We start from the raw sequence: 21,510 nt of genomic DNA, 5'->3' as shown, positions 1-21,510 counted from the left end.
CGGCGTTCACCGGCCCAGTCAACAACAACAAATTTGGTGAACCTGATGCTTGCTCCTACCCCGCACTACATCCCGCACTCCACGCCTGACTCGATCCCACTCCACGCGCCATTGATTTGAGCTGATTCGTCTCTCTTGTCTTCCTCAAATCACGTTTCGCCTGGAGATTTCCTATGCTGACCTTCCTCGGCTTCGCCATGGTCGTCGCCTTCATGTACCTGATCATGAGCAAACGCCTGTCGGCGCTTATTGCTTTGATCCTGGTGCCTATCGTATTTGCACTGTTCGGCGGTTTTGCCTCTGAAATCGGGCCGATGATGCTGGCTGGCATCACCAAGCTTGCGCCGACTGGCGTGATGCTGATGTTCGCCATTCTGTATTTCGCCCTCATGATCGACTCAGGGCTGTTTGATCCAGCCGTTCGCAAGATTCTCAAGCTGGTCAAAGGCGACCCGGTGAAAGTGTCGGTTGGCACCGCCGTGCTGGCACTGGTGGTTTCCCTGGACGGTGACGGCGCGACCACTTACATGATCTGCGTCGCTGCGATGTTGCCGCTGTACAGCCGCTTGGGCATGAGCCCGCGCATCATGGCTGGCTTGATCATTCTGGCGGGCGGCGTGATGAACATGACCCCGTGGGGCGGCCCGACTGCACGAGCAGCCAGTGCGCTGCATGTAGACCCGTCCGACATCTTCGTGCCCATGATTCCTGCAATGCTCGCGGGCGTTGTCGCGATTCTGGTCATCGCTTACTTCTACGGTAAGCGTGAGCGCGCGCGCCTTGGTGAACTGCACCTGCCGGGCGATGAAGTCGATCACAGCGAGATCAGCGTCTCTCAGTTCCCGGAGGCTCGCCGCCCCAAGCTGATCTGGTTCAACGGCCTGCTCACCTTGGCCCTGATGGTCGCCCTGATCATGGGCCTGCTGCCGCTGCCGGTGTTGTTCATGGTGGCTTTCAGCATCGCCATGATCGTCAACTATCCGAACCTGGACATGCAGAAAGACCGCATCGCCGCTCACGCTGGCAGTGTTCTGGCAGTCGTCGGGTTGATCTTCGCGGCCGGTATTTTCACCGGTATCCTGTCGGGCACCGGCATGGTCGATGCGATGTCGAAAAGTCTGCTGGCAGTGATCCCGGACGCACTGGGGCCGTATCTTGCGGTCATCACTGCGCTGGTCAGCATGCCGTTCACATTCTTCATGTCTAATGACGCGTTCTACTACGGCGTGTTGCCGGTACTGGCAGAAGCCGCTGCCCATTACGGGATCAGCCCGGTGGAAATGGCACGTGCCTCGATCGTAGGTCAGCCCGTCCACCTGCTCAGCCCGCTCGTACCGTCCACTTATCTGTTGGTGGCATTGGCTGGTATCGAGTTTGGAGATCACCAACGCTTTACCCTCAAGTGGGCGGTGCTGGTTTGCCTGTGCATAATGGTCGCCGCGTTGCTGATGGGGATTTTCCCCGTGTTCAGCACTCTGTAAGGCCAATGACTCCCTCGCTGTCGTGACTGACGATGGCGAGAACTAGAACTGCTCAAAGGATTACCTAATGGAATGGCTGACCAACCCAGAAATCTGGGTTGCCTTCTTTACCCTGACCGCCCTGGAGATCGTCCTGGGCATCGACAACATCATCATGATTTCGATTCTGGTCAGCCGCATGCCCAAGTCGATGCAACCGCGCACGCGGATCTTCGGCCTGGCGCTGGCCATGGTCACGCGGATTCTGCTGCTGCTGTCGATCACCTGGGTCATGCAGCTGACGGCTGATTTGTTCGTGGTGCTGGGCCAGGGCATTTCAGGTCGCGATCTGATCCTGTTCTTTGGTGGTCTGTTCCTGCTGTGGAAAAGCTCGCAAGAGATCTACCACGGTATGGAAGGTGAAGAAGAAAGCCTCGATGAGCCTAAAGGCAAGGGCGGCACGTTCATCTACACCATCATCCAGATCGCGATCATCGACATCGTGTTCTCGCTGGACTCGGTGATCACTGCCGTTGGCATGGTGTCCCACGTACCGGTCATGGTCGCGGCGATCATCGTTGCAGTATTGGTCATGATGCTGTGCTCGGGCTTCATCAGCCGCTTCATCGATCAGCACCCGTCGCTGAAGATGCTCGCGCTGTCGTTCCTGATCGTGGTCGGTACGGTGCTGATTGCCGATGCCTTTGACGTGCATGTACCCAAAGGCTACGTGTACTTCGCGATGGCGTTCTCGCTGGCCGTGGAAGCGATCAACATCAAGATGCGCATGTCGATGGCGAAGAAGAAAGCCATGAGCGACCCTGTGAAACTGCGCAAGGACGTACCGGGTCAATAAAGCCCTGTAAGCTGTTGCTGCGAAAACGGGGCAGTTCATGCCCCGTTTTTTGTTTTGGAACAGAACACTCTTGTGAGAGCGGACCTGTCCGCGAAGACGTCAGAACATCCGATACAGTTGTAATGTCTGTGCCGCAGCATTCGCGGACAGGTCCGCTCCCACGGGCTCTGACTCCCTGCGGTTCAAACACCTGATTTGTGACAGAATTGTTTCAAAAGCGCTATTCCGTGTGCGATGCTGGCAATAAGGCCTCAGGCCGACTAAAGCTTAGTTGAGCAGCTTTCATGGCTCATGCTCGCTACACGCTGCACCTTCAATCTTTTGCCCATATGGGCAACCTTCAGGGGGCTTTTCGTATGCTGACCCTGCTCGATTTGCTATCTGCCGTCGCGCTGCTGATCTGGGGCACCCACATCGTTCGGACCGGAATTCTGCGCGTCTACGGCTCGCAGTTGCGCCGTATCCTCAGCCAGAACATGTCCAAACGCCCGCTGGCGTTCGTTGCCGGAATTCTGGTTACAGCCCTGGTGCAGAGCAGTAACGCCACCGCCATGCTCGTGACCTCATTCGTCGGCCAGGGCTTGATGGGCCTGACACCTGCGCTTGCAATCATGCTCGGCGCTGACGTCGGCACGGCGCTGATGTCTCGAATCCTCACCTTCGACCTGTCGTGGCTGTCGCCGCTGCTGATTTTTCTCGGGGTGATTTTCTTCCTGTCGCGCAAGCAAACACGTGCTGGCCAGTTCGGCCGAGTGGGCATCGGCCTGGGCTTGATCATCCTGGCACTGCAACTCATTGTCAGTGCTGCGGCACCGATCACCCAGGCGGCAGGCGTGAAAGTGCTGTTCGCCTCGCTGACCGGGGATCTGCTGCTGGACGCCCTGGTTGGCGCCATGTTCGCGCTGATTTCCTATTCCAGCCTGGCAGCTGTGCTGTTGACTGCAACGTTGGCGGGGGCAGAAATCATCAGCTTGCCCGTTGCCATCGGGTTGGTGATCGGCGCTAACATCGGCAGCGGGTTGCTGGCGTTTCTCAGCACCAGCATGCAGAACGTCGCCGGACGCCAAGTCGCCCTCGGCAGCCTGCTCTACAAACTGATCGGCCTGCTGCTGATTACCCCGGTCCTGACCCCGCTGGTGCACTGGATGGATACGCTGGAATTGAGCCCGGCCAGTCTGGTGATCACCTTTCACGTCATCTACAACTCGCTGCGTTGCCTGATCATGCTGCCAACGGTCGGTCCGATGGGTCGACTGTGCGCTTCGTTGCTGCCGCAGCAGCCCGAAACCGATACCCAAATCAAGCCTCGCCATCTGGACCTCACCGCCTTGGCGACGCCCAGTCTGGCGCTGGCTAATGCCGTGCGCGAAACGTTACGCATGGGCGACCTGATCGACAGCATGCTCAATGCCATGCAAGAAGTGCTGCGCGGCAACCAGACAGCGGTCACACAAGAAGTTCGTCGTTTGAACGATGACGTCGAAGTTCTCTATAACGGGATCAAGCTCTATTTAGCGCAAATGCCCCGCGAGGACTTGAGCGATCAGGACAATCGCCGCTGGGCCGAAATAATTGAGCTGGCAATCAACCTTGAACTCGCCAGCGGTTTGATCGAGCGCATGCTGCGCAAGGTTCAGCAGCAAAAAACCGCCAAGGGCCGTTCTTTCTCCGAAGTCGGACTTGAAGAGCTGTCGGGGCTGCATGCGCAGTTGATGTCGAACCTGCGGCTGGGGCTGTCGGTGTTTCTGAGCGGCGATCCGGAAAGCGCGCGCCAGTTGCTGCGCGAGAAACGTCGCTTCCGCGCACAGGAACGGCGTCTGGCACACGCCCATGTCAGCAGGTTGCAACGTAAGATCGTGCAAAGTATCGAAACCAGCTCGCTGCACCTGGAACTGATCGCCGACATGAAGCGCCTGAACTCAATGTTTTGCAGCAGCGCGTACGCCGTTCTCGAGACTACTGACACCGGTGCGCTGTCGAGCGAGCCACTGCCCGACTGATCCCGGTGAACGCAGCGACCGGTTTGAAGTCTGTTACACATACCGGCCCGCAAGGAAGCCCGTTTTATGCGTTGCCTGCTTCTCGTCTCTTTACTGTTGATCTCCCTTCCGTCCGTGGCGCTCGACCGCTTTCAGGTCGAGGGCTACGTGTTGCCCAACGGGCTGCAATTGCTGCTCAAGCCGGCCGAAAAGGGCCATGTGTCAATTCGGCTGGTAGTCGGGATTGGTTTCGATGACTTCAATTGCGCCGACAAAGAATTGCCCCACGTGCTTGAGCATTTGCTCTTTAGCGGGGTAGATGACAGCGGGGAAGGCGGCCTTGAGGAGCAAATGCAGGCGCTGGGTGGCGACTGGAATGCCTTCACCAGCAACGCCGACACCACGTTCGTCATCGAGGCGCCAGCGCAGAATCAACGAAAAGTGCTGGATCTGTTGCTCAACGTCCTTACGCATACGCAGATTAACCAAGCCAATCTAGACAGCGCCAAACGCATCGTCGAACACGAAGACGGCGGCCATCATTCGCACTTGCAGCGCTTGCTTGATCTGCGTGATCAGGGGCACAGCGCCAGCAATCAGTTGGCAGCGGAGCTTGGGCTTAAATGCCCCGAACGCCCGGAAGTCGATCACCTGACCGTGGATCAGATCGAAAGCATTCACAGTGGCTGGTACGCGGCCAACAACATGACGCTGATCATCGTCGGCGATCTTGACCGCCTGTTACCGGCGTATCTTGAGCGTACTTACGGGCAGCTCAACGCAGTAGACCCAACCGAACACCCTCCGCTGCCGCAGATCACCGAGAAAGCAGACCCCGAACGCGTGCTGACTCGCGGAGCACTGGGCGATAACGCCAAACTTCATCTGTTCTTCCCCGAGCCAGACTTGGGCGAACAACACGATGAGACGTGGGATATGGTGAAAACTTATCTGGACTGGGCGCTGTACAGCGAACTGCGTCTGGATAAAGGCTTCTCCTACGGTCCGTGGACGGATCGCGAAGTCTTCGGCGATACCGGGTTTCTTAGCCTTAACGCCGATGTGGACCGCAACGACATCGACGATGCCGTCGCCGCAACGCGCTCAATGCTGGCACGCCTGCGTAAGGACGGCCTTGATCCTGCAACCTTCGCGCGCCTGCAACAAGCATCCATCGCCAAGCAGGCCTGGGCGGTGCAAGGTAACAGCGCACTGGCCGATTATTACTGGGGCGCGATCAACGATTACGAAGACGGGCGTTTCGACGACCCAGCCAAGCGCGCACGTGCCGTCAGTCTGGATCTGGCCAATCAGGCCCTGCGCAAGATGCTCGCGCAGCCGGGTTATTTGCGCATCGAGAAACCGTTGCTCAGTTACGACGAGCTATACGGGGTAGGTGTGGTGTTGATTGCTCTGATTGTGTTGCTGATCGTTTGGCGGGTGTGGGCGTACAAACGGCGATCGCTGTAAGAACATCGCAGCCTTTGTAGGAGCGCGCTTGCCCGCGAAACTTTGATCGGAAAGTGAAGAGCTACTGCCTCAACGCGATCGCGGGCAAGCGCGCTCCTACAGTTTGGGCCGTGCTGATTGTTGATACCCTGCAAAGGTTTTTTCCCACAACAAAGTGAACAAGCGAAATGCCGGATTGGAACGCCCTCATTAATCACTCAGCCGTACAGCGTGTCATCGGGCTGATGAAGCGCTATCCGGGCGTTATCGCATTGTTCGGCTTTTGCTCGGGGATCGGCAGTTTCATCCTGGTGGATCGTCAAGCCAAGCTGGCGACGTGGATTGCCGTCATTCTGCTGCTGAGCTGGATCTGGCTGATGTTCGAGAACAGCGCTATTACGCTGTTCGCGAAAATCTTCAAGAAAGAGATCCCCAAACCGCTCCTGCGTTACGGCACGCAGATGATTCACCAGGAAAGCCTGTTCTTCGTCCTGCCGTTCTTCTTCATCACTACCACCTGGAACAGCGGCCAACTGGTCTTCACCGGACTCTTGGGCGCCGCAGGGCTGATCTCGATCATTGATCCGCTGTATTACAAATGGCTGGCCCCCAAACGCTGGCTGTTCATGGCGCTGCACACCCTCACGCTGTTTGCGGCACTGCTGACCGCTCTGCCGATCATCCTGCACCTGACCACCGCCGAGAGTTACAAACTGTCGCTGATCACCGCCATGCTGCTGGCATTCCCTAGCCTGGCGTCGAGCTTTCCGATCAACAACTGGCGTCGTGGCGTAGGGCTGGTAGTCATGACGCTGGCGATTGGCGGTGCTGGCTGGCTGCTACGTTCGTGGGTGCCGCCAGCGACGCTGTGGCTCACCGAAGTCGCCGTCAGCACCACCTTCGATAACCAGAGCCGCACCCCCGGCGACAGTATTCAGGAAATCGGCGTCAATCAGCTGCGCGGGGGGGGCTTATATGCCTATACCTCGATCAACGCACCGCGGGGTCTGGATGAGCGCATTTATCACGTGTGGCGTCATAACGGCAAAGAAGTCGATCGCATCGCGCTGGATATTCATGGCGGTCGCGAAGAAGGTTATCGAGCCTGGACCCACAAGCAAAACTTCCCGCCTGACGTGCTCGGCAAATGGCAGGTGAGGGTGCTCACAGACGACGGGCAAATGATCGGCGTCTTGCGCTTTGAAGTGACCGACCGCGATCAACCGGCGGTCACTCGCAAAAGATTCACCCCTGCCGGTTTGAAACCTGGCGCAGACAGCTATGATGCAGACGATTCGGACAAAGCCACGCCCGAGAAAAAGGCGCCCGCTGCGGCGCCATCCGACCCTGCAAATACCAACTAAGCTCGTCGCCATGACTTCATCCAACTCGTTGGCAACCCGCGCACCGACGCTTTCGGGCAGCGCACTACTGGATACCTCGAGCAATCCCACGCAGCTGTGGATCGCCGGAGACTGGACACTCGCCCATTACCCCAGCTTGCGGCACCAAACAGAAGTCCTGCGTGACGGATTCAGCGCCAGCACGGTGGTCGATTTGAATCAGCTGGGCGCGCTGGATACCGCGGGCGCTTCGCTGTTGGTCGAACTGCTTGGTGTCGAGCGCCTGCGACTCTTGTCAGTTCAGGCACCCAACCTACCGGAATCCAGTCGCGCCTTGATGCAGACGATTCAGGCCGCGCTGTGCGACTACTGCGCGCCGGTCAAAGACCCCGAAAAAGCCGTCGGCATGCAGTTGCTGGAGCGTATCGGTCGCGCAGTCGATGTGATCTGGAAGGACACGCTGCAACTGCTCGGCTTCGTGGGTCTGATCCTGCAAACCATTGCCCTCAATCTGTTTCGCCCCAAGCGCTGGCGCACGACATCGGTCATCGCCCACATCGAGCAGATCGGGCTGGACGCTGCGCCCATCGTGGCGCTGCTGACCTTTCTGGTGGGGGCAGTGGTGGCATTTCTCGGCGCCACGGTTCTGCGAGCCTTCGGCGCGACAATCTTCACCGTAGACCTGGTGGCGTTCTCTTTTCTCAGGGAATTCGCAGTACTGCTCACGGCGATTCTCATGGCCGGACGTACCGCCAGCGCCTTCACCGCCCAAATCGGTTCGATGCAGGCCAACGAAGAAATTGACGCCATCAGAACGCTGGGTTTGAGCCCTACAGAACTTCTGGTCGTACCCCGCGTGATTGCGCTGTTGATCTCTCTGCCAATGCTGACGTTTCTGGCGATGGTGTGCGGCATCGTTGGTGGCGGCGTAGTTTGCGCGTTGTCGCTGGACATCTCGCCCGCAATGTTTCTGTCGCTAATGCAGGCGGACATCGGCGTGCAGCATTTTCTGGTGGGCATGGTGAAGGCTCCGATCTTCGCCTTCTTCATTGCCTCGATCGGTTGCCTGGAGGGGTTTAAAGTCACAGGCAGCGCTGAGTCGGTCGGGGCACACACGACGTCGAGCGTGGTGCAGTCGATTTTCGTCGTGATCGTGCTCGATGCCCTGGCGGCGATGTTTTTCATGGAGCTGGGCTGGTGACCAAACGTTGCGTCCAACCGAGTGAAGCGGTGATCGAAGTGCGCGGGCTGTGCAACCGCTTTGGCACACAGAGCGTGCATGAAAACCTGGATCTGGATCTGTATCGCGGCGAGATCCTGGCCGTGGTCGGCGGCTCCGGTAGTGGCAAGTCAGTTTTGCTGCGCAGCATCGTCGGGCTGCGCCGCCCTGATGAAGGCAACATCCGGGTCTTGGGTCAGGACCTTCAGAATTTGTCGGAGAAAGGGCGCTCCCAGGTCGAGCGACGTTTCGGTGTGCTGTTTCAGAAAGGCGCGCTGTTTTCCTCGCTGACCATCGCCGAGAACGTCGCGTTACCACTGGTGGAGCACGCCGGGCTGAGCCGCGAAGAGGCCGAACATCTGGCCGGGATCAAGCTGGCGTTGTCCGGGCTGCCGTTGTCAGCGGCGCACAAATATCCGGCGTCGCTGTCAGGCGGCATGATCAAGCGCGCTGCATTGGCCCGAGCATTGGCGCTGGACCCGGACATTCTCTTTCTCGACGAACCCACCGCAGGTCTTGATCCAATTGGCGCGGCGGCGTTCGACCAGTTGATTCTGACGCTGCGCGATGCCTTGGGCTTGAGCGTGTTTCTGGTCACCCACGACCTGGACACGCTGTACACCATCACTGATCGGGTCGCGGTGCTGGCGCAAAAGCGCGTGTTGGTGGCCGACAGCATCGACAAGGTCGCCGCCACCAACGATCCATGGATTCACGAATACTTTCATGGCCCTCGGGGCCGCATGGCCTACGCCGCCGCCAATCATCAAAAAGAGGTCTGAGGATGGAAACCCGTGCCCATCACGTGCTGATCGGCTTGTTCACTGTGATCGTGGTCGCCGCCGCGCTGCTGTTTGGCCTGTGGCTGGCCAAGTCCAGCGTCGACACCGCCTTCAAGGATTACCAGGTTGTGTTCAACGAAGCGGTGACCGGCCTTTCACGTGGCAGCGCCGTGCAGTACAGCGGGATCAAGGTGGGCGACGTTATCCAGCTCAAGCTCGATCCGCAGGACCCACGCCGCGTGCTGGCGCAGATTCGCGTCACGGGCGACACGCCCATCAAGGACGACACCCAGGCCAAACTGGCTCTGAACGGCATCACCGGCACGTCGATCATCCAGCTCAGCGGAGGCACGCCGCAAAGCCCTGAGCTGGTGGGCGAAGACGGCAAGATACCGGTCATCATCGCCGCGCCATCGCCCATTGCGCGTTTGCTGAATAACAGCAACGACCTGCTGACCAACGTCAACGTGCTGCTGCACAACGCCAACGAGATGTTCTCCTCCAAGAACGTGCAAACCCTTACCCAGACCCTCCAGCATCTTGAGCAAACCACTGGCGCCATCTCCGATCAGCGCGACGACATTCGCCAGGCGCTCAAGCAACTGACGGTTCTCAGCAAACAGGCGGGCGGCACGCTGGAACAGACTTCGCTGTTGATGCGCAACGCGAACACGTTGCTCACCAGCGACGGCAAGCAGGTGATCGGCAGCGCCGAGAACGCGATGAAGTCACTTGAACAAAGCAGCGCCAAGATCAACGCCTTGTTGACGCGTAACCAGGACTCGCTCAACGGCGGTATGCAGGGCCTTGGCGAACTGGGCCCGGCGATTCGCGAGCTGCGTGAAACCCTGACATCGCTTAAAACCATTTCACGCCGGCTGGACGCCAACCCCAGCGGCTATTTACTCGGCAGTGACAAGAACAAGGAGTTCGAGCCATGAGGCTTGCCCGTCAGTCCATTCGCGGTTTGTTGGTCACGGGCGTGATCGTACTGTCCAGTGCTTGCTCGATCCTGCCCAAGACCGAGCCCTCCGATGTCTATCGCTTGCCGACTGCCACCACCGGCACAAAAAACCAGACACCGGTGCCGTGGTCATTGCGTATCGTGCGGCCAAAGGCCAGCGAAGCGCTGGACAGCCCTGGCATTGCGGTCATTCCTCAGGGCGATGTGATCAGCAGCTATAAAGGCGCGCGCTGGAGCGATCCGGCGCCGGTGCTGCTACGTAACAGACTGACCGACGCGTTTTATCGCGACGGGCGAGTGCAGTCGATCAGTACCGATGACAGCAATCTGCAGGCAGATTTCGAACTGGGCGGGGAGCTGCAGGCGTTCCAGAGCGAATACACCGGGCAGGGGATTGAAGTGGTCATTCGTCTGGACGCACGGATCGTCAACGACCGCCAACGGATTATTGCCAGCCGTCGTTTCGAGGTGCGTCAGCCAGTGGCTGACAAGCAAGTGCCGGTCGTGGTGGCAGGCTTCGGGCGCGCCAGCGATACGCTGACGACCCAGTTGCTGCAATGGGCCGTGGAACAGGGCCAGAAGAGCTACGCAACTGCGCCGAAGAACCAGTAGCAGACGAAGATCGCCGCGATTACGCCAGCCAGTTCCGCCAGCAGCGCACAACCGACAGCGTGGCGTGCGCGCTGAATCCCCACAGCGCCGAAATACACTGCCAGTACGTAGAAGGTGGTTTCGGTGCTGCCCTGAATGGTCGCCGCGACCAACGCCGGGAAGCTGTCGACGCCTTGGGTCTGCATCGTCTCGATCAGCATCGCCCGCGCCGCGCTGCCCGAGAACGGTTTGACCAAGGCTGTCGGAAGGGCATCGACAAAGCGGGTATCCACCCCGAACCACTGGGTGACGTGGCGAATCCCCTCAAGAATCAGATCCAGTGCGCCGGAAGCCCGCAGCACGCCCACCGCGCAAAGCATCGCCACCAGATACGGCAGCAGGTTTTTCGCTACGTCGAAGCCTTCTTTCGCGCCTTCGACAAACGCTTCGTAAACCTTGACCTTGCGCAGCGCGCCTATCACCAGAAACAGGATGATCAGGCCGAACAGGGTGACGTTGCCCAGTACCGAGGACAAAGTCGCCAACGCCGTGGCCGACAGCCCCGCCAGCACCGCCATAAAGCCGCCCAGCAACAAAGCGCCGGGGATCAAATAGGCGAGCACTACCGGGTCCCACAATCGCAGGCGCTGCATGACGGCCACCGAGAGCAGGCCAACCAGGGTCGAGGCGCTGGTCGCCAGCAGAATGGGCAGGAAAACCATCGTGGGATCAGGCGCACCTTGCTGAGTGCGGTACATGAAAATCGTCACCGGCAGCAGCGTCAAAGAGGACGCATTCAGGACCAGGAACAGAATCTGCGCGTTGCTGGCGACGGTCTGGCTGGGGTTCAGGTCCTGCAACGCGCGCATGGCTTTCAAACCAATGGGCGTGGCGGCGTTGTCCAGGCCCAAGGCATTGGCCGCGAAGTTGAGGGTGATCAGGCCGAGGGCAGGGTGGCCGGGCGGTACTTCCGGCATCAGGCGGGTAAACAAAGGGCCAAGGACTTTGGCCAGCCAATCGACTATGCCTGCCTTCTCCGCGATCTTCAGAAAGCCCAGCCACAGGGTCAGGGTACCGAACAGCAGGATCATCACATCGACCGACAACTTGGCCATGGCGAAGATGCTTTCGACCATCGTCGCGAAGATGCCAGCGTTGCCGCCGATCAGCCATTGCGCGAGCGCCGACACCGCCGCCACCAGAAAAAAGCCAAGCCATAGGCCGTTGAGCATCAGTTAGTCCCTCGAAAGATGCGGGGGATGATAGCGGCGCAGAGCGTAACAACAAACCCTAATACGCATTAAAAGCGGGACGGCACGACGTCTTCTGTAGGAGCGAATTTATTCGCGAGGAGTGTATCCGGCGCATCTAGGTTTATAGGGCCGACGCCTCGCGAATAAATTCGCTCCTACAGGGGTTATCTTCAAACCGCACAAACAACAAACCCCGGAAATCCGGGGTTTGGGGTCAAGCGTTCAATACTTCAATCGACCGTAGTCTGACCCGCAGGCAGCGCCTCGTTATTGCGCTCACGTTGCAGCGACTTCCAGTAGCGTTCGCCTTTGGCATCGTCGTACAGACCTTCCCAGCGGGAAATGACCAAAACCGCCAGCGCGTTGCCGATCACGTTTAGTGCAGTACGCGCCATGTCCATGATGCGGTCTACCCCAGCAATAAATGCCAGCCCCTCAAGCGGGATACCGACGCTGCCCAGGGTTGCCAGCAGCACCACAAACGACACACCGGGTACGCCGGCGATGCCTTTGGAAGTGACCATCAAGGTCAGCACCAGCATCAGCTGCTGCCCGATCGACAGATCAATGCCATACAGCTGGGCGATGAACAGCGCCGCAATGCTTTGGTACAGCGTCGAACCATCGAGGTTGAACGAGTAACCGGTTGGTACTACGAAGCTGCTGATTGCCTTCGGCGCGCCGTAGGCTTCCATTTTCTCGATGACCCGTGGCAGCACGGTTTCTGAGCTTGCGGTGGAGTAAGCCAGGATCAGCTCATCCTTGAAAATGCGCATCAGCTTCATGACCGAGAAGCCGAACAGGCGAGCAATCAGGCCCAGCACAACAAACGCAAAAAACGCGATCGCGACGTAAACCAGAATCACCAGCTTGGCCAATGGCAGCAACGAGGCGAAACCGAAGTTGGCCACGGTCACTGCGATCAGCGCAAACACGCCGATGGGCGCGTAGCTCATGATCATGTGCGTGACTTTGAACATGGTTTCCGAGATGCCTTGGAACACCTTCACCAGTGGCTCACGGACTTCGGCTTGCAAGCTGGAAAGGCCGAGGCCGAAGAATACCGAGAAGAAGATGATCGGCAGCATGTCGCCACGGCTGATGGCCGCAAAGATGTTCGACGGGATCAGATTGAGGATCGTCGCGATGAGCGCGTGATCGTGCTGCACTTCGGCAGTGGTCTTCTCGTACTGCGAGATGTCGACCGTTCCCAGCGTGCTCATATCGATGCCGGTGCCAGGATGGAAAACGTTGGCCAGCAGCAAACCCACAACAATGGCGATTGTTGTGACCACTTCGAAGTAGAGAATAGTTTTGAAGCCGATGCGGCCCAGTTTTTTGGCGTCGCCCATGCCGGCAATGCCAACGATCAGTGAAGAAATCACGATCGGAATAACGATCATCTTGATCAGACGAATGAAGATGTCACCCGCTGGCTGCAGAATATTGCTGATCCACCAGGCTTTCTCTGCGCTGAAGTGATTGAGCACAGCCCCCAGTGCGATCCCCAATACCAGCCCGATGAGGATTTGCCAGGCGAGGCTCAGTTTTGCCTTCTTCATGTCATTACCTTTGTTTTAGATGGCTTGGACATCCCTCGACCCACACCTGCGAATTCACCCCAATGAGTTGATCCGAAGCGCCGCCGACCGTGGAATGTTCCAGAAGGTCACCGCAAACGAGCATCCGAGCTCTTGGCAGGCGAAAAAGGGCGCAACTATTCCCACGCGAGCCCTGATCGTCTAATGCCGTAAATGACTACCTCATGCCGAATCGGCATGAGCAAAATCAAAGACTTAGCTGCTGCAGGTCTATTCAGGATTTAACAGGGTGCGCGCGGTAGTGCTGAGAAGTGGCTAAAACGTCGCCTGCAGGCGGTCGTAGCAGGTTTTTCGGAGGGCAAGACAAAGAATATTCATGTGCCGGCAAGCCAGATTTCGAGAAAATAATTCTCGATATACGGTCGTAGGACGTTTCTTCGCAGCTTGCAGGACGTTAACCGATTAAACGATATGACAAAAACGGCACGGCGCGCATGGGCCGCAAATGAGAGGTGAAGCTGAGGGTTTTGCGCTTCGCAAGTCCATCATCTGACTCAAGTAGTGAGTGAGATATTGGACCTGCGCTGCGGCTTCCTGACCCGGCCCGTAAACGGAGGTACTCCCTGTACCCCTAGGTCGAATCGATCATCCATTGACCAAAACAACCCGACCCCGTGGTCGTACGCCGCCGTCTTCGGGAGGCGCATGAAACAAAAAGGCTGAACCGAAAGCGCCAGCCTTTCTGCGTTTAAATCAGTACCAATTTGGATCTTTCTTCAATTGCTCTTTCAGAAGGCCTTGCATGCCTTCATCGGGCTTACCCAAGAAGCGGTAATCCGCGTGGCGCGTGGGCGACTTGTCCGCAGGCAAACCTGCAGGAACTTCGACCAACATGGCATAGGCGTCTTTTTTATCGAGACTAAATGCCACGATCAGACGCTTATTGATGCAAGTATCCTGGGTTTCGCAAAGCGGTCCAACCAAGTAGCCGTGACCCTTTTCGGTAACCGCACTCATCTGCTCAGACGATCCAGACAGATTGATCACCCAGTCGGGTAACCGCTCTTCTTTCTTTACGACATCGGACCACGCCTGGCGGTACTCGGGGTCTGAACTTAAAAGCTCATTCACCCGAGACTGCCCGTCGTTGGCCGCCATGGCCGTGGCACTGCTGCTCAGCAAGAGCGCCAGCACCACACCATGGAAGGGTTTAACCAACATGTCAGCCTCGACCGCGACGACCGAAGAAGAACGAGACTACGAACATCACCAGGAAGACAACAAAGAGGATCTTGGCGATACCCGTTGCGGTGCCTGCAATACCACCAAAGCCCAAGACAGCAGCGACGATAGCGATGATTAGAAACGTGATTGCCCAACTCAACATGATGATTCTCCTTTCTGTTTTTGATTTCTACACATCGAATCGGGATCGATATTTCGATGCAGATGCCCCTCTGACTTCAGTCGGTCAAAAGGTCCAGCTCTCTTAGAACACCCAGCTTTGCTGACGCGGAGCTTGCTCGACAACAGCGGCCCCCTCATCAGCCAACTGAAAACCCATGCCCACATCGGTTGCTTTCAAAGCCGTAGCGACAGCTACAGGCATGGACTGCCGATACACCGACTGGATCTGAGTGACGTCCTGATTTTGATTCCAATGATTGAATTGCTGAGCTGCGATCAGTGTGACCAACAACGCCAAGCTGGCGAACAAGCCTTGCTGCATATGCAGTGGCGAAATACGCATTTGAGCGAGACGCTGAGTGATCATTCCGATGCTCCTTCCCACCTTGGTGGGCTTCAATCTTGTTGGCCGGTGGTTCAAGCCTTTCTTGGGAGAAGTATTGCAGCCTGTGTGCCAGCTTTTTTTATCAAATAAAATCTATATAAATCAATCAGTTAATCAAACTATGGGATGGGGTCTTACACGCAAGCTGCACGATTGGGCAATTGGCATCGTGCGTAATGCACGACGAGGGGATGAGATTCGGAACGTTAGATGCAAAACATCGCAGGAGCGCGCTTGCCCGCAAAATCGTCAGCCCGTTCATCAACGATGGCGCCTGACAGAATGCAATCGCGGGCACGCGCGCTCCTACATGGCTGTCAACCGGCGGTGCGGGTTGTCACTCGCAACGTGTCGGCATTCACACCTTTAACCCCACGAATGTTGCGCGCGATCTCGACGGCCAGTTCTTTTTCGGCATAGTTGGCTACCACACCATCAAGCTTGACGACGCCTGCCTTGGTATCGACCTTGATATTCAGGCCGTCCAGTGTGCGGCTGTAAATAAGGCTGGATTTGACCTTGCTGGTAATCCAGACATCGCTGAACTCCTCACGCACACTATTGGCCTCGGCAGCGCTCTGGTCCTTGATCGCCTGGGTATCCCGGGCGCTTAGGCTGATCAGGTTGTTGACCTCAGTTACACCATCAGTGTTGCTCGCCAAGCTGCCGGCCAACTGTTTGGCATCCGCATTCTGCGCCTGACCCTTGAGGGTGACGACCCCTTGCTGACTGCTTACGTCAATCTTCAGCGCCTCGGTGACACTGTTCCACAGCAACTTTGATTTGATGGTCGCGGTGAGGGTGGCATCTTCAAAACGCTGAGCCATATTGGCCTTGGTTCCTGGCTCAGACGCCACGGCGTCATCAATCTCCAGCTGGTTATCAACCTTGTTGATGCCCTGTGTGTCGCCAGCGATCTGTTCGGCCAGCTCTTTATCGACCTCGTTTTCGACCTTACCCTTGAGGATGGCGGTGCCTTGCTCCACTTCGACCGACAGGTTGAACGGGCTCAAATGGCGGTTCAAAGCGAAGGCCGTCCAGATCGAGCCTTCTTGTCGAGCTTCGGCAAGCTGGGTTTGCAGATCACCCTTTGCAGCCTCGGCGGCCTGAGCAAAAAGCGGGGTAAGACCCAGCACGGTGACAGTGGCTGTGGCCAGGGCGATCTTCTTCAGCGGGTGCATGGCAAATCTCCAACGAATACGAAAGGACTACTTGAAAGACTTTGCTTAGCCCAAGTCGTTCTGTACTGAGTGCCATCACGGCTGAACCAGTCGTTGTCCTGGAGCGGCATTGTTTGCTGGAAAAGGGGAGGCGAATTCGCGGCAGGAGCAATTGTGCGCAGATAACTTCCACGTCATCGGTGTAATCAATCAGAATCAACCATGCAACTTGCCCGATGTTTCCGGGACTAACCAAAGATCATTCGTACAGGAGCGTAGGAAAAATGGAAGCAGCCACTGAGAATCAGGGCCGTATTCTGCTTGTGGATGATGAATCCGCCATCCTTCGCACCTTCCGCTATTGCCTGGAAGATGAAGGCTACAACGTTGCAACCGCCAACAGTGCGGCGCAGGCCGATGCGCTGTTGCAACGCCAGGTGTTCGATGTGTGCTTCCTGGATTTGCGTCTGGGTGAAGACAACGGGCTGGACGTATTGGCGCAAATGCGCGTGCAAGCACCTTGGATGCGCGTGGTCATCGTCACCGCGCACTCTGCGGTGGACACAGCGGTGGACGCCATTCAGGCCGGCGCTGCCGATTATCTGGTCAAGCCGTGCAGCCCCGATCAGCTGCGGCTGGCAACTGCAAAACAGCTGGAAGTTCGTCAGCTGTCTGCTCGACTGGAAGCGCTGGAAGGCGAAGTTCGCAAGCCCAAGGATGGCCTGGATTCCCACAGCCCTTCGATGATGTCGATTCTTGAGACGGCCCGTCAGGTCGCCAACACCGATGCCAACATCCTGATTCTCGGCGAGTCGGGCACCGGTAAAGGCGAACTGGCGCGTGCGATCCATGGCTGGAGCAAGCGGGCGAAAAAATCCTGCGTGACCATCAACTGCCCGTCTCTGACCGCAGAGCTGATGGAAAGCGAGCTGTTCGGTCACAGCCGCGGCGCGTTTACCGGTGCCAGCGAAAGCACACTGGGCCGGGTGAACCAGGCAGACGGCGGAACATTGTTCCTCGATGAGATCGGCGACTTCCCCCTGACCCTGCAACCTAAGTTGCTGCGCTTCATTCAGGACAAGGAATACGAGCGCGTAGGTGATCCGGTGACTCGCCGTGCCGATGTGCGCATCTTGGCTGCGACCAATCTGAATCTCGAAGATATGGTCCGTGAAGGGCGTTTCCGCGAAGACCTCTTATATCGCCTGAACGTCATTACGCTGAACCTGCCGCCGCTGCGCGAACGAAGCGAAGACATTCTGACTTTGGCTGACCGCTTTCTTGCCCGTTTCGTCAAAGAGTACGGCCGACCGGCGCGCGGTTTCAGCGATGAGGCAAGAGGCGCGCTGCTCAATTATCGCTGGCCGGGCAACATCCGTGAGCTGCGAAATGTCATTGAACGGGCCAGCATTATTTGCCCACAGGAAAAGGTCGAAATCACCCATCTGGGCATGGCCGAACAACCGGTCAACAACGCCCCACGCGTAGGCGCAGCACTGAGCCTGGACGAGCTGGAAAAAGCCCATATCGGTGCGGTATTGGCCACCAGTGACACGCTCGATCAGGCAGCCCGAACCTTAGGCATCGACGCCTCGACGCTCTACCGCAAGCGTAAGCAGTACAACCTATGATTTGTCGTCCATGAAGTTCGCGATGAAGTTACGCACACGCCTTTTTCTCAGCATTTCGGCCCTGATTACGGTCGCCTTGCTGGGTCTGCTATTGGGGCTTGTCTCCGTCATGCAGATGGCAAAGTCTCAGGAAGCTCTGATTCAGCATAACTTCGTCACCCTCGATCTGGGCCTGAAACTGCGGCAAAACCTGGGCGATCAGTTGGTCATGATGCTGCGTGACAAGCCGGTTCAGCCTGAACTTTTGCAGGCTCAGCAGCAGTTTCAAGAGTTATTGACGGAAGGGATAAACCACGACGTTCAGACCCATACCAGCAACGGCTTTGAACAGGCGCAGGTGGATTATAAAAACTTTGTCCAGGCCTATGAGCGCTCCCAAAACGCCGCGCTGCCTGTCGGTGACGACGCTGAACTCACTGCAAACTTCAATACACTGCGCAATGGGTTGCTGAGCGCCCACAGGCAAGCGCTGGAGAACATCAATCAGTCTGAAAGCAGCGCACGCAGCCATGCGCTCTGGGTGTCCGGGCTGCTGGGGCTGGTCGGGCTGGCGGTTCTGGGCATCGGCTTTATCACTGCCCACGGAATCGCCAGGCGTTTTGGCGCACCAATCGAGGCGCTGGCCAAAGCGGCCGACAACATCGGCCAAGGCAACTTCGAAGTCACTCTGCCGATCTCTTCGGCCGCCGAGATGAATCTGCTGACTCGCCGTTTCGGGGTGATGGCTGAGGCCTTGCGCCGACATCAGGTGACCAATGTCGATGAACTGTTGGCAGGCCAACAGCGCTTGCAGGCGGTGCTCGACAGCATCGATGACGGCCTGCTGATGATTGATCGCCAAGGGAAACTGGAGCACTTGAACCCGGTTGCCCAACGACAACTGGGCTGGGAAGAGGATCGCCTTGGCCTCGGGCTCGGTGACGCGCTGGGCCGCCCAGAGTTGGATGAGCAGCTTTATCTGGTATTGCGCGGCGGTACGCTGGAGCGTGCGCCAGAAGATTTGTCCATCGAGATCGACGGCGAGGCGCGACTGCTGACCTACAGCCTGACGCCGGTCAGCCACACAAAGGGCCACATCCTTGGCGCTGTGATGGTGCTGCATGATGTTACCGAGCAGCGCGCCTTTGAACGGGTCCGCAGCGAGTTCGTGTTGCGTGCGTCACACGAATTGCGCACGCCGGTCACGGGCATGCACATGGCGTTCGGCTTGCTGCAGGAGCGGGTGCATTTCCCGGCCGAATCGCGGGAAGCAGATCTGCTTAAAACCGTTAATGAAGAAATGCAGCGCTTGATGCAGCTGATCAACGACCTGCTCAATTTCTCCCGTTACCAGAATGGTCTGCAAAAGTTGACCCTGGCGCCCTTTGACGTCAGCGAATTGCTGGAAGAATCTCGTGTGCGTTTCGCCGAGCAGGCGCAGGAACAGGACATCATTCTGCTGGTGGAAATGCAGGAGCCGTTGCCACGCCTGAATGCCGACCGGGCTCAGCTGGAAAGGGTCCTCGACAACCTGCTCGACAACGCATTGCGCCACACCCCCCATGGAGGCCTGATCCGCCTACAGGCTCGCCGCCATGGCGAGCGGCTGATCATCAGCGTCGAAGACAACGGCGAGGGCATCGCCTACGGCCAACAGGCGCGGATCTTCGAGCCTTTCGTGCAGGTGGGGCGCAAAAAAGGTGGCGCGGGGCTGGGGCTGGCCCTGTGCAAAGAGATCGTGCAGCTACACGGCGGGCGGATGGGCGTGTATTCAAGGCCTGCGCAAGGCACGCAGTTTTACATGGCGCTGCCGCTTTAGCCCAACCTCAGGCGACGTCGTCGGCGCGTCGGCCGGCATCACGTCGTCCCCCGGTCACCAGTTCAGTGAATTTTTTTGCGGTCAACGGCCGCGCGAACAACCAACCCTGCCCGTAAATCACGCCTTCGCTTTTGAGCAATAACGCCTGGGATTCAAACTCGATACCCTCGGCGATGACCCGTAGTTGCAGCGCGTGAGCCATGCGGATGATGTGCGGTGCAACGCCGCTACTGGCTGCATCATGGCCAAGCGCGTCAATGAAAGCCTTGTCGATTTTGAGGCAATCCACTGGCAGGGTTTGCAGGTACGCAAGGCTGCAATAGCCCGTGCCGAAATCGTCGATCAATACCTGATGGCCCCGGTCGCGCAGCGCTTGCAGGTGATTGCGGGCAACCACGACATCGATCAGCCCGCGCTCAGTCACTTCGAATGCGATCTGCCGCGGTGCGACACGATGCAGAGCCAGCAGCCGGGCTGTCACTCGGCCGATTCTCGGCGCCATCACATCGCATGCTGCCAGATTGACGGAAATATACAAATGCGGATTGGCGCGCAGCAATTGGCCTAGCTGTTCGAGTAACTGTTGAAGGACAAAATCGGTGATCTGGCGAATCTGGCCGGTGTTTTCCGCCAGCGGAATGAACAGGTCAGGACTGGTCAGCGTGCCGTCAGGTCGTCGCCAACGCACCAATGCTTCGGCGCCGACGCAGATCCGCGTATTGAGGTCGAAGATGGGTTGGTACAGCACTTTCAATTCGCCGCGCCGCAATGCCCCGTGCAATTCGCCGCCCAGCGACAAGCGCTGGCGAACCACCTGTAGCACCAGCGCACCAATGCACAGCGAAACCAGTACGCTGGCAGGCACCAATAGCCACCAGGCGCCGGTGATCTTCTGTTGCAGGCCGCTACGAGGCGTGACCAGCACAAGCTGGTATTCCGGGCTTTGCGTGGGCATGCGGTAGATGAGTTGGTCTTGTGTGGTGATCAATGTTTCGACTGAGGACGGCGACCAGTCATCGGTGGGGGGCCATACCTGCGTCGGCCCCAGTACGGGAACCGCAGTGGCGCCATTATTAAGGACCACGATCAGGCTGCCGCCCGGGGGCAAATCGACCACATCGGTCAGATGACCGCGAGAAGTCGAGACGCGAAAATCGCCGCGTCCAAGCACCAGCGAGGCGAGGTTGTCATCCGGTTGCGTTGAGGTATTGAGCCAGTAATCGTAGGTCGGCCCGCGAATGTCCGGCACCCGAACCTTGCCGATCATGCTTACGCGGGTCCAGCTCGAACACAGAGTGGTGTCGGTCAGGAATGCGGCTTCGTAGATGAAGCGATAGCGGGCGTTGACCTCACGAAGCTGCTCGACCATTTGCGGGCTGCAGCCACGCAGCGGTTGGGCTTCCAGCTGATCCAGACCGGCGCGAAGCTGGCCGAACAACTGTTCAAGACGAACCAGAAAGCGCTCGCCCTGAGCATTCATTTGCGCGCTTTCCTGCTGCCGCGCCTGATGCATGGCCAACCCGAAACTGCCCGCCAACAACACAACGGCGCTCAACAACGCCGCCAGCAAAGCCAGCAGCCAAGGTCGGTAGAAGATTGAGCGTAATTGAGTTGTTGCTATCCACATTGGTTGATATCCGCGCGAATACCAATGAGGTATAGCAACAAGCACGGAAATAGCCCATCAAATCT

Annotated in this window: 18 protein-coding genes; 11 read left to right on the top strand and 7 right to left on the bottom strand. The window is 57.9% G+C overall.

Annotated features, from left to right (window positions below; all coding sequences use genetic code 11):
* The first annotated feature begins 173 nt into the window (after positions 1 to 173).
* From ACWKV9_RS07110 to ACWKV9_RS07070, 9 genes are all read left to right on the top strand, one after another.
* The gene (locus tag ACWKV9_RS07110; RefSeq protein WP_483835361.1) at positions 174 to 1,481 is read left to right on the top strand and encodes a CitMHS family transporter; all 1,308 of its coding nucleotides are present in this window, start codon (positions 174 to 176) and stop codon (positions 1,479 to 1,481) included.
* A 67-nt stretch (positions 1,482 to 1,548) separates the two neighbouring features.
* On the top strand, positions 1,549 to 2,316 hold the full coding sequence (locus tag ACWKV9_RS07105; protein ID WP_483835360.1) for a TerC family protein: 768 nt from the start codon (positions 1,549 to 1,551) through the stop codon (positions 2,314 to 2,316).
* 356 nt (positions 2,317 to 2,672) lie between these two features.
* Positions 2,673 to 4,316 (top strand): Na/Pi cotransporter family protein, encoded by a 1,644-nt coding sequence (locus ACWKV9_RS07100; protein ID WP_483835359.1) that lies wholly within the window; start codon positions 2,673 to 2,675, stop codon positions 4,314 to 4,316.
* Positions 4,317 to 4,382: 66 nt separating this feature from the next.
* Positions 4,383 to 5,765, top strand: a complete 1,383-nt coding sequence (locus tag ACWKV9_RS07095; RefSeq protein ID WP_483835358.1) for a M16 family metallopeptidase — start codon at positions 4,383 to 4,385, stop codon at positions 5,763 to 5,765.
* Between the two features lie 167 nt (positions 5,766 to 5,932).
* Complete coding sequence (locus tag ACWKV9_RS07090; protein WP_483835357.1) at positions 5,933 to 7,108, top strand: DUF5924 family protein; 1,176 nt, start codon at positions 5,933 to 5,935, stop codon at positions 7,106 to 7,108.
* A gap of 10 nt (positions 7,109 to 7,118) precedes the next feature.
* Positions 7,119 to 8,288: an ABC transporter permease gene (locus ACWKV9_RS07085; protein ID WP_483835356.1), complete on the top strand. Its 1,170-nt coding sequence runs from the start codon at positions 7,119 to 7,121 to the stop codon at positions 8,286 to 8,288.
* Positions 8,285 to 9,088 (top strand): ABC transporter ATP-binding protein, encoded by an 804-nt coding sequence (locus tag ACWKV9_RS07080; protein ID WP_483835355.1) that lies wholly within the window; start codon positions 8,285 to 8,287, stop codon positions 9,086 to 9,088. The genes ACWKV9_RS07085 and ACWKV9_RS07080 overlap by 4 nt, the downstream gene beginning before the upstream one ends.
* Positions 9,089 to 9,090: 2 nt before the next feature.
* On the top strand, positions 9,091 to 10,029 hold the full coding sequence (locus ACWKV9_RS07075; RefSeq protein WP_483835354.1) for an MlaD family protein: 939 nt from the start codon (positions 9,091 to 9,093) through the stop codon (positions 10,027 to 10,029).
* A complete protein-coding gene (locus ACWKV9_RS07070; protein WP_483835353.1) occupies positions 10,026 to 10,664 on the top strand; it encodes an ABC-type transport auxiliary lipoprotein family protein in 639 nt (212 codons plus the stop codon). Before ACWKV9_RS07075 ends, ACWKV9_RS07070 begins: the two co-directional genes overlap by 4 nt.
* Here ACWKV9_RS07070 and ACWKV9_RS07065 read toward each other — a convergent pair.
* The 6 genes from ACWKV9_RS07065 to ACWKV9_RS07040 form a co-directional block, all read right to left on the bottom strand.
* A complete protein-coding gene (locus tag ACWKV9_RS07065; RefSeq protein WP_483835352.1) occupies positions 10,637 to 11,875 on the bottom strand; it encodes a nucleoside recognition domain-containing protein in 1,239 nt (412 codons plus the stop codon). The two genes, ACWKV9_RS07070 and ACWKV9_RS07065, sit on opposite strands and share 28 nt — an antisense overlap.
* A 251-nt stretch (positions 11,876 to 12,126) precedes the next feature.
* On the bottom strand, positions 12,127 to 13,458 hold the full coding sequence (gltP, locus tag ACWKV9_RS07060; protein WP_483835351.1) for a glutamate/aspartate:proton symporter GltP: 1,332 nt from the start codon (positions 13,456 to 13,458) through the stop codon (positions 12,127 to 12,129).
* A gap of 732 nt (positions 13,459 to 14,190) precedes the next feature.
* Positions 14,191 to 14,658, bottom strand: coding sequence for an inhibitor of vertebrate lysozyme family protein (locus tag ACWKV9_RS07055; protein ID WP_483835350.1), 468 nt, complete (start codon positions 14,656 to 14,658; stop codon positions 14,191 to 14,193).
* A gap of 1 nt (position 14,659) precedes the next feature.
* Complete coding sequence (locus ACWKV9_RS07050) at positions 14,660 to 14,824, bottom strand: DUF1328 domain-containing protein (protein WP_002555679.1); 165 nt, start codon at positions 14,822 to 14,824, stop codon at positions 14,660 to 14,662.
* 102 nt (positions 14,825 to 14,926) lie between these two features.
* Positions 14,927 to 15,211: a hypothetical protein gene (locus ACWKV9_RS07045; protein WP_483835349.1), complete on the bottom strand. Its 285-nt coding sequence runs from the start codon at positions 15,209 to 15,211 to the stop codon at positions 14,927 to 14,929.
* Between the two features lie 335 nt (positions 15,212 to 15,546).
* Positions 15,547 to 16,410, bottom strand: coding sequence for a BON domain-containing protein (locus ACWKV9_RS07040; RefSeq protein ID WP_483835348.1), 864 nt, complete (start codon positions 16,408 to 16,410; stop codon positions 15,547 to 15,549).
* Between the two features lie 263 nt (positions 16,411 to 16,673).
* Between ACWKV9_RS07040 and algB the strand changes: the two genes are divergently transcribed.
* Positions 16,674 to 18,020: a sigma-54-dependent response regulator transcription factor AlgB gene (gene algB, locus ACWKV9_RS07035; RefSeq protein ID WP_483835347.1), complete on the top strand. Its 1,347-nt coding sequence runs from the start codon at positions 16,674 to 16,676 to the stop codon at positions 18,018 to 18,020.
* Positions 18,021 to 18,030: 10 nt separating this feature from the next.
* Positions 18,031 to 19,818, top strand: coding sequence for a KinB sensor domain-containing domain (locus ACWKV9_RS07030; RefSeq protein WP_483835346.1), 1,788 nt, complete (start codon positions 18,031 to 18,033; stop codon positions 19,816 to 19,818).
* Between the two features lie 7 nt (positions 19,819 to 19,825).
* Here the strand turns inward: ACWKV9_RS07030 and ACWKV9_RS07025 are convergent, their stop codons facing one another.
* Positions 19,826 to 21,445, bottom strand: coding sequence for an EAL domain-containing protein (locus tag ACWKV9_RS07025; RefSeq protein ID WP_483835345.1), 1,620 nt, complete (start codon positions 21,443 to 21,445; stop codon positions 19,826 to 19,828).
* Between the last annotated feature and the right edge of the window lie 65 nt (positions 21,446 to 21,510).

The sequence above is a fragment of the Pseudomonas corni genome, assembly GCF_057128765.1.
The sequence above is the reverse complement of the archived record's forward strand: the minus strand, read 5'-3'. Positions and strand labels throughout refer to the sequence as shown.

Excerpts from the sequence above, each read along its gene's own strand:
- ACWKV9_RS07110 (WP_483835361.1), top strand. The coding sequence starts at position 174 with ATGCTGACCTTCCTCGGCTTCGCCATGGTCGTCGCCTTCATGTACCTG.
- ACWKV9_RS07105 (WP_483835360.1), top strand. The coding sequence starts at position 1,549 with ATGGAATGGCTGACCAACCCAGAAATCTGGGTTGCCTTCTTTACCCTG.
- ACWKV9_RS07100 (WP_483835359.1), top strand. The coding sequence starts at position 2,673 with ATGCTGACCCTGCTCGATTTGCTATCTGCCGTCGCGCTGCTGATCTGG.
- ACWKV9_RS07095 (WP_483835358.1), top strand. The coding sequence starts at position 4,383 with ATGCGTTGCCTGCTTCTCGTCTCTTTACTGTTGATCTCCCTTCCGTCC.
- ACWKV9_RS07090 (WP_483835357.1), top strand. The coding sequence starts at position 5,933 with ATGCCGGATTGGAACGCCCTCATTAATCACTCAGCCGTACAGCGTGTC.
- ACWKV9_RS07085 (WP_483835356.1), top strand. The coding sequence starts at position 7,119 with ATGACTTCATCCAACTCGTTGGCAACCCGCGCACCGACGCTTTCGGGC.
- ACWKV9_RS07075 (WP_483835354.1), top strand. The coding sequence starts at position 9,091 with ATGGAAACCCGTGCCCATCACGTGCTGATCGGCTTGTTCACTGTGATC.
- ACWKV9_RS07070 (WP_483835353.1), top strand. The coding sequence starts at position 10,026 with ATGAGGCTTGCCCGTCAGTCCATTCGCGGTTTGTTGGTCACGGGCGTG.
- ACWKV9_RS07065 (WP_483835352.1), bottom strand. The coding sequence starts at position 11,875 with ATGCTCAACGGCCTATGGCTTGGCTTTTTTCTGGTGGCGGCGGTGTCG.
- gltP (WP_483835351.1), bottom strand. The coding sequence starts at position 13,458 with ATGAAGAAGGCAAAACTGAGCCTCGCCTGGCAAATCCTCATCGGGCTG.
- ACWKV9_RS07055 (WP_483835350.1), bottom strand. The coding sequence starts at position 14,658 with ATGTTGGTTAAACCCTTCCATGGTGTGGTGCTGGCGCTCTTGCTGAGC.
- ACWKV9_RS07050 (WP_002555679.1), bottom strand. The coding sequence starts at position 14,824 with ATGTTGAGTTGGGCAATCACGTTTCTAATCATCGCTATCGTCGCTGCT.
- ACWKV9_RS07045 (WP_483835349.1), bottom strand. The coding sequence starts at position 15,211 with ATGATCACTCAGCGTCTCGCTCAAATGCGTATTTCGCCACTGCATATG.
- ACWKV9_RS07040 (WP_483835348.1), bottom strand. The coding sequence starts at position 16,410 with ATGCACCCGCTGAAGAAGATCGCCCTGGCCACAGCCACTGTCACCGTG.
- algB (WP_483835347.1), top strand. The coding sequence starts at position 16,674 with ATGGAAGCAGCCACTGAGAATCAGGGCCGTATTCTGCTTGTGGATGAT.
- ACWKV9_RS07030 (WP_483835346.1), top strand. The coding sequence starts at position 18,031 with ATGAAGTTCGCGATGAAGTTACGCACACGCCTTTTTCTCAGCATTTCG.
- ACWKV9_RS07025 (WP_483835345.1), bottom strand. The coding sequence starts at position 21,445 with ATGTGGATAGCAACAACTCAATTACGCTCAATCTTCTACCGACCTTGG.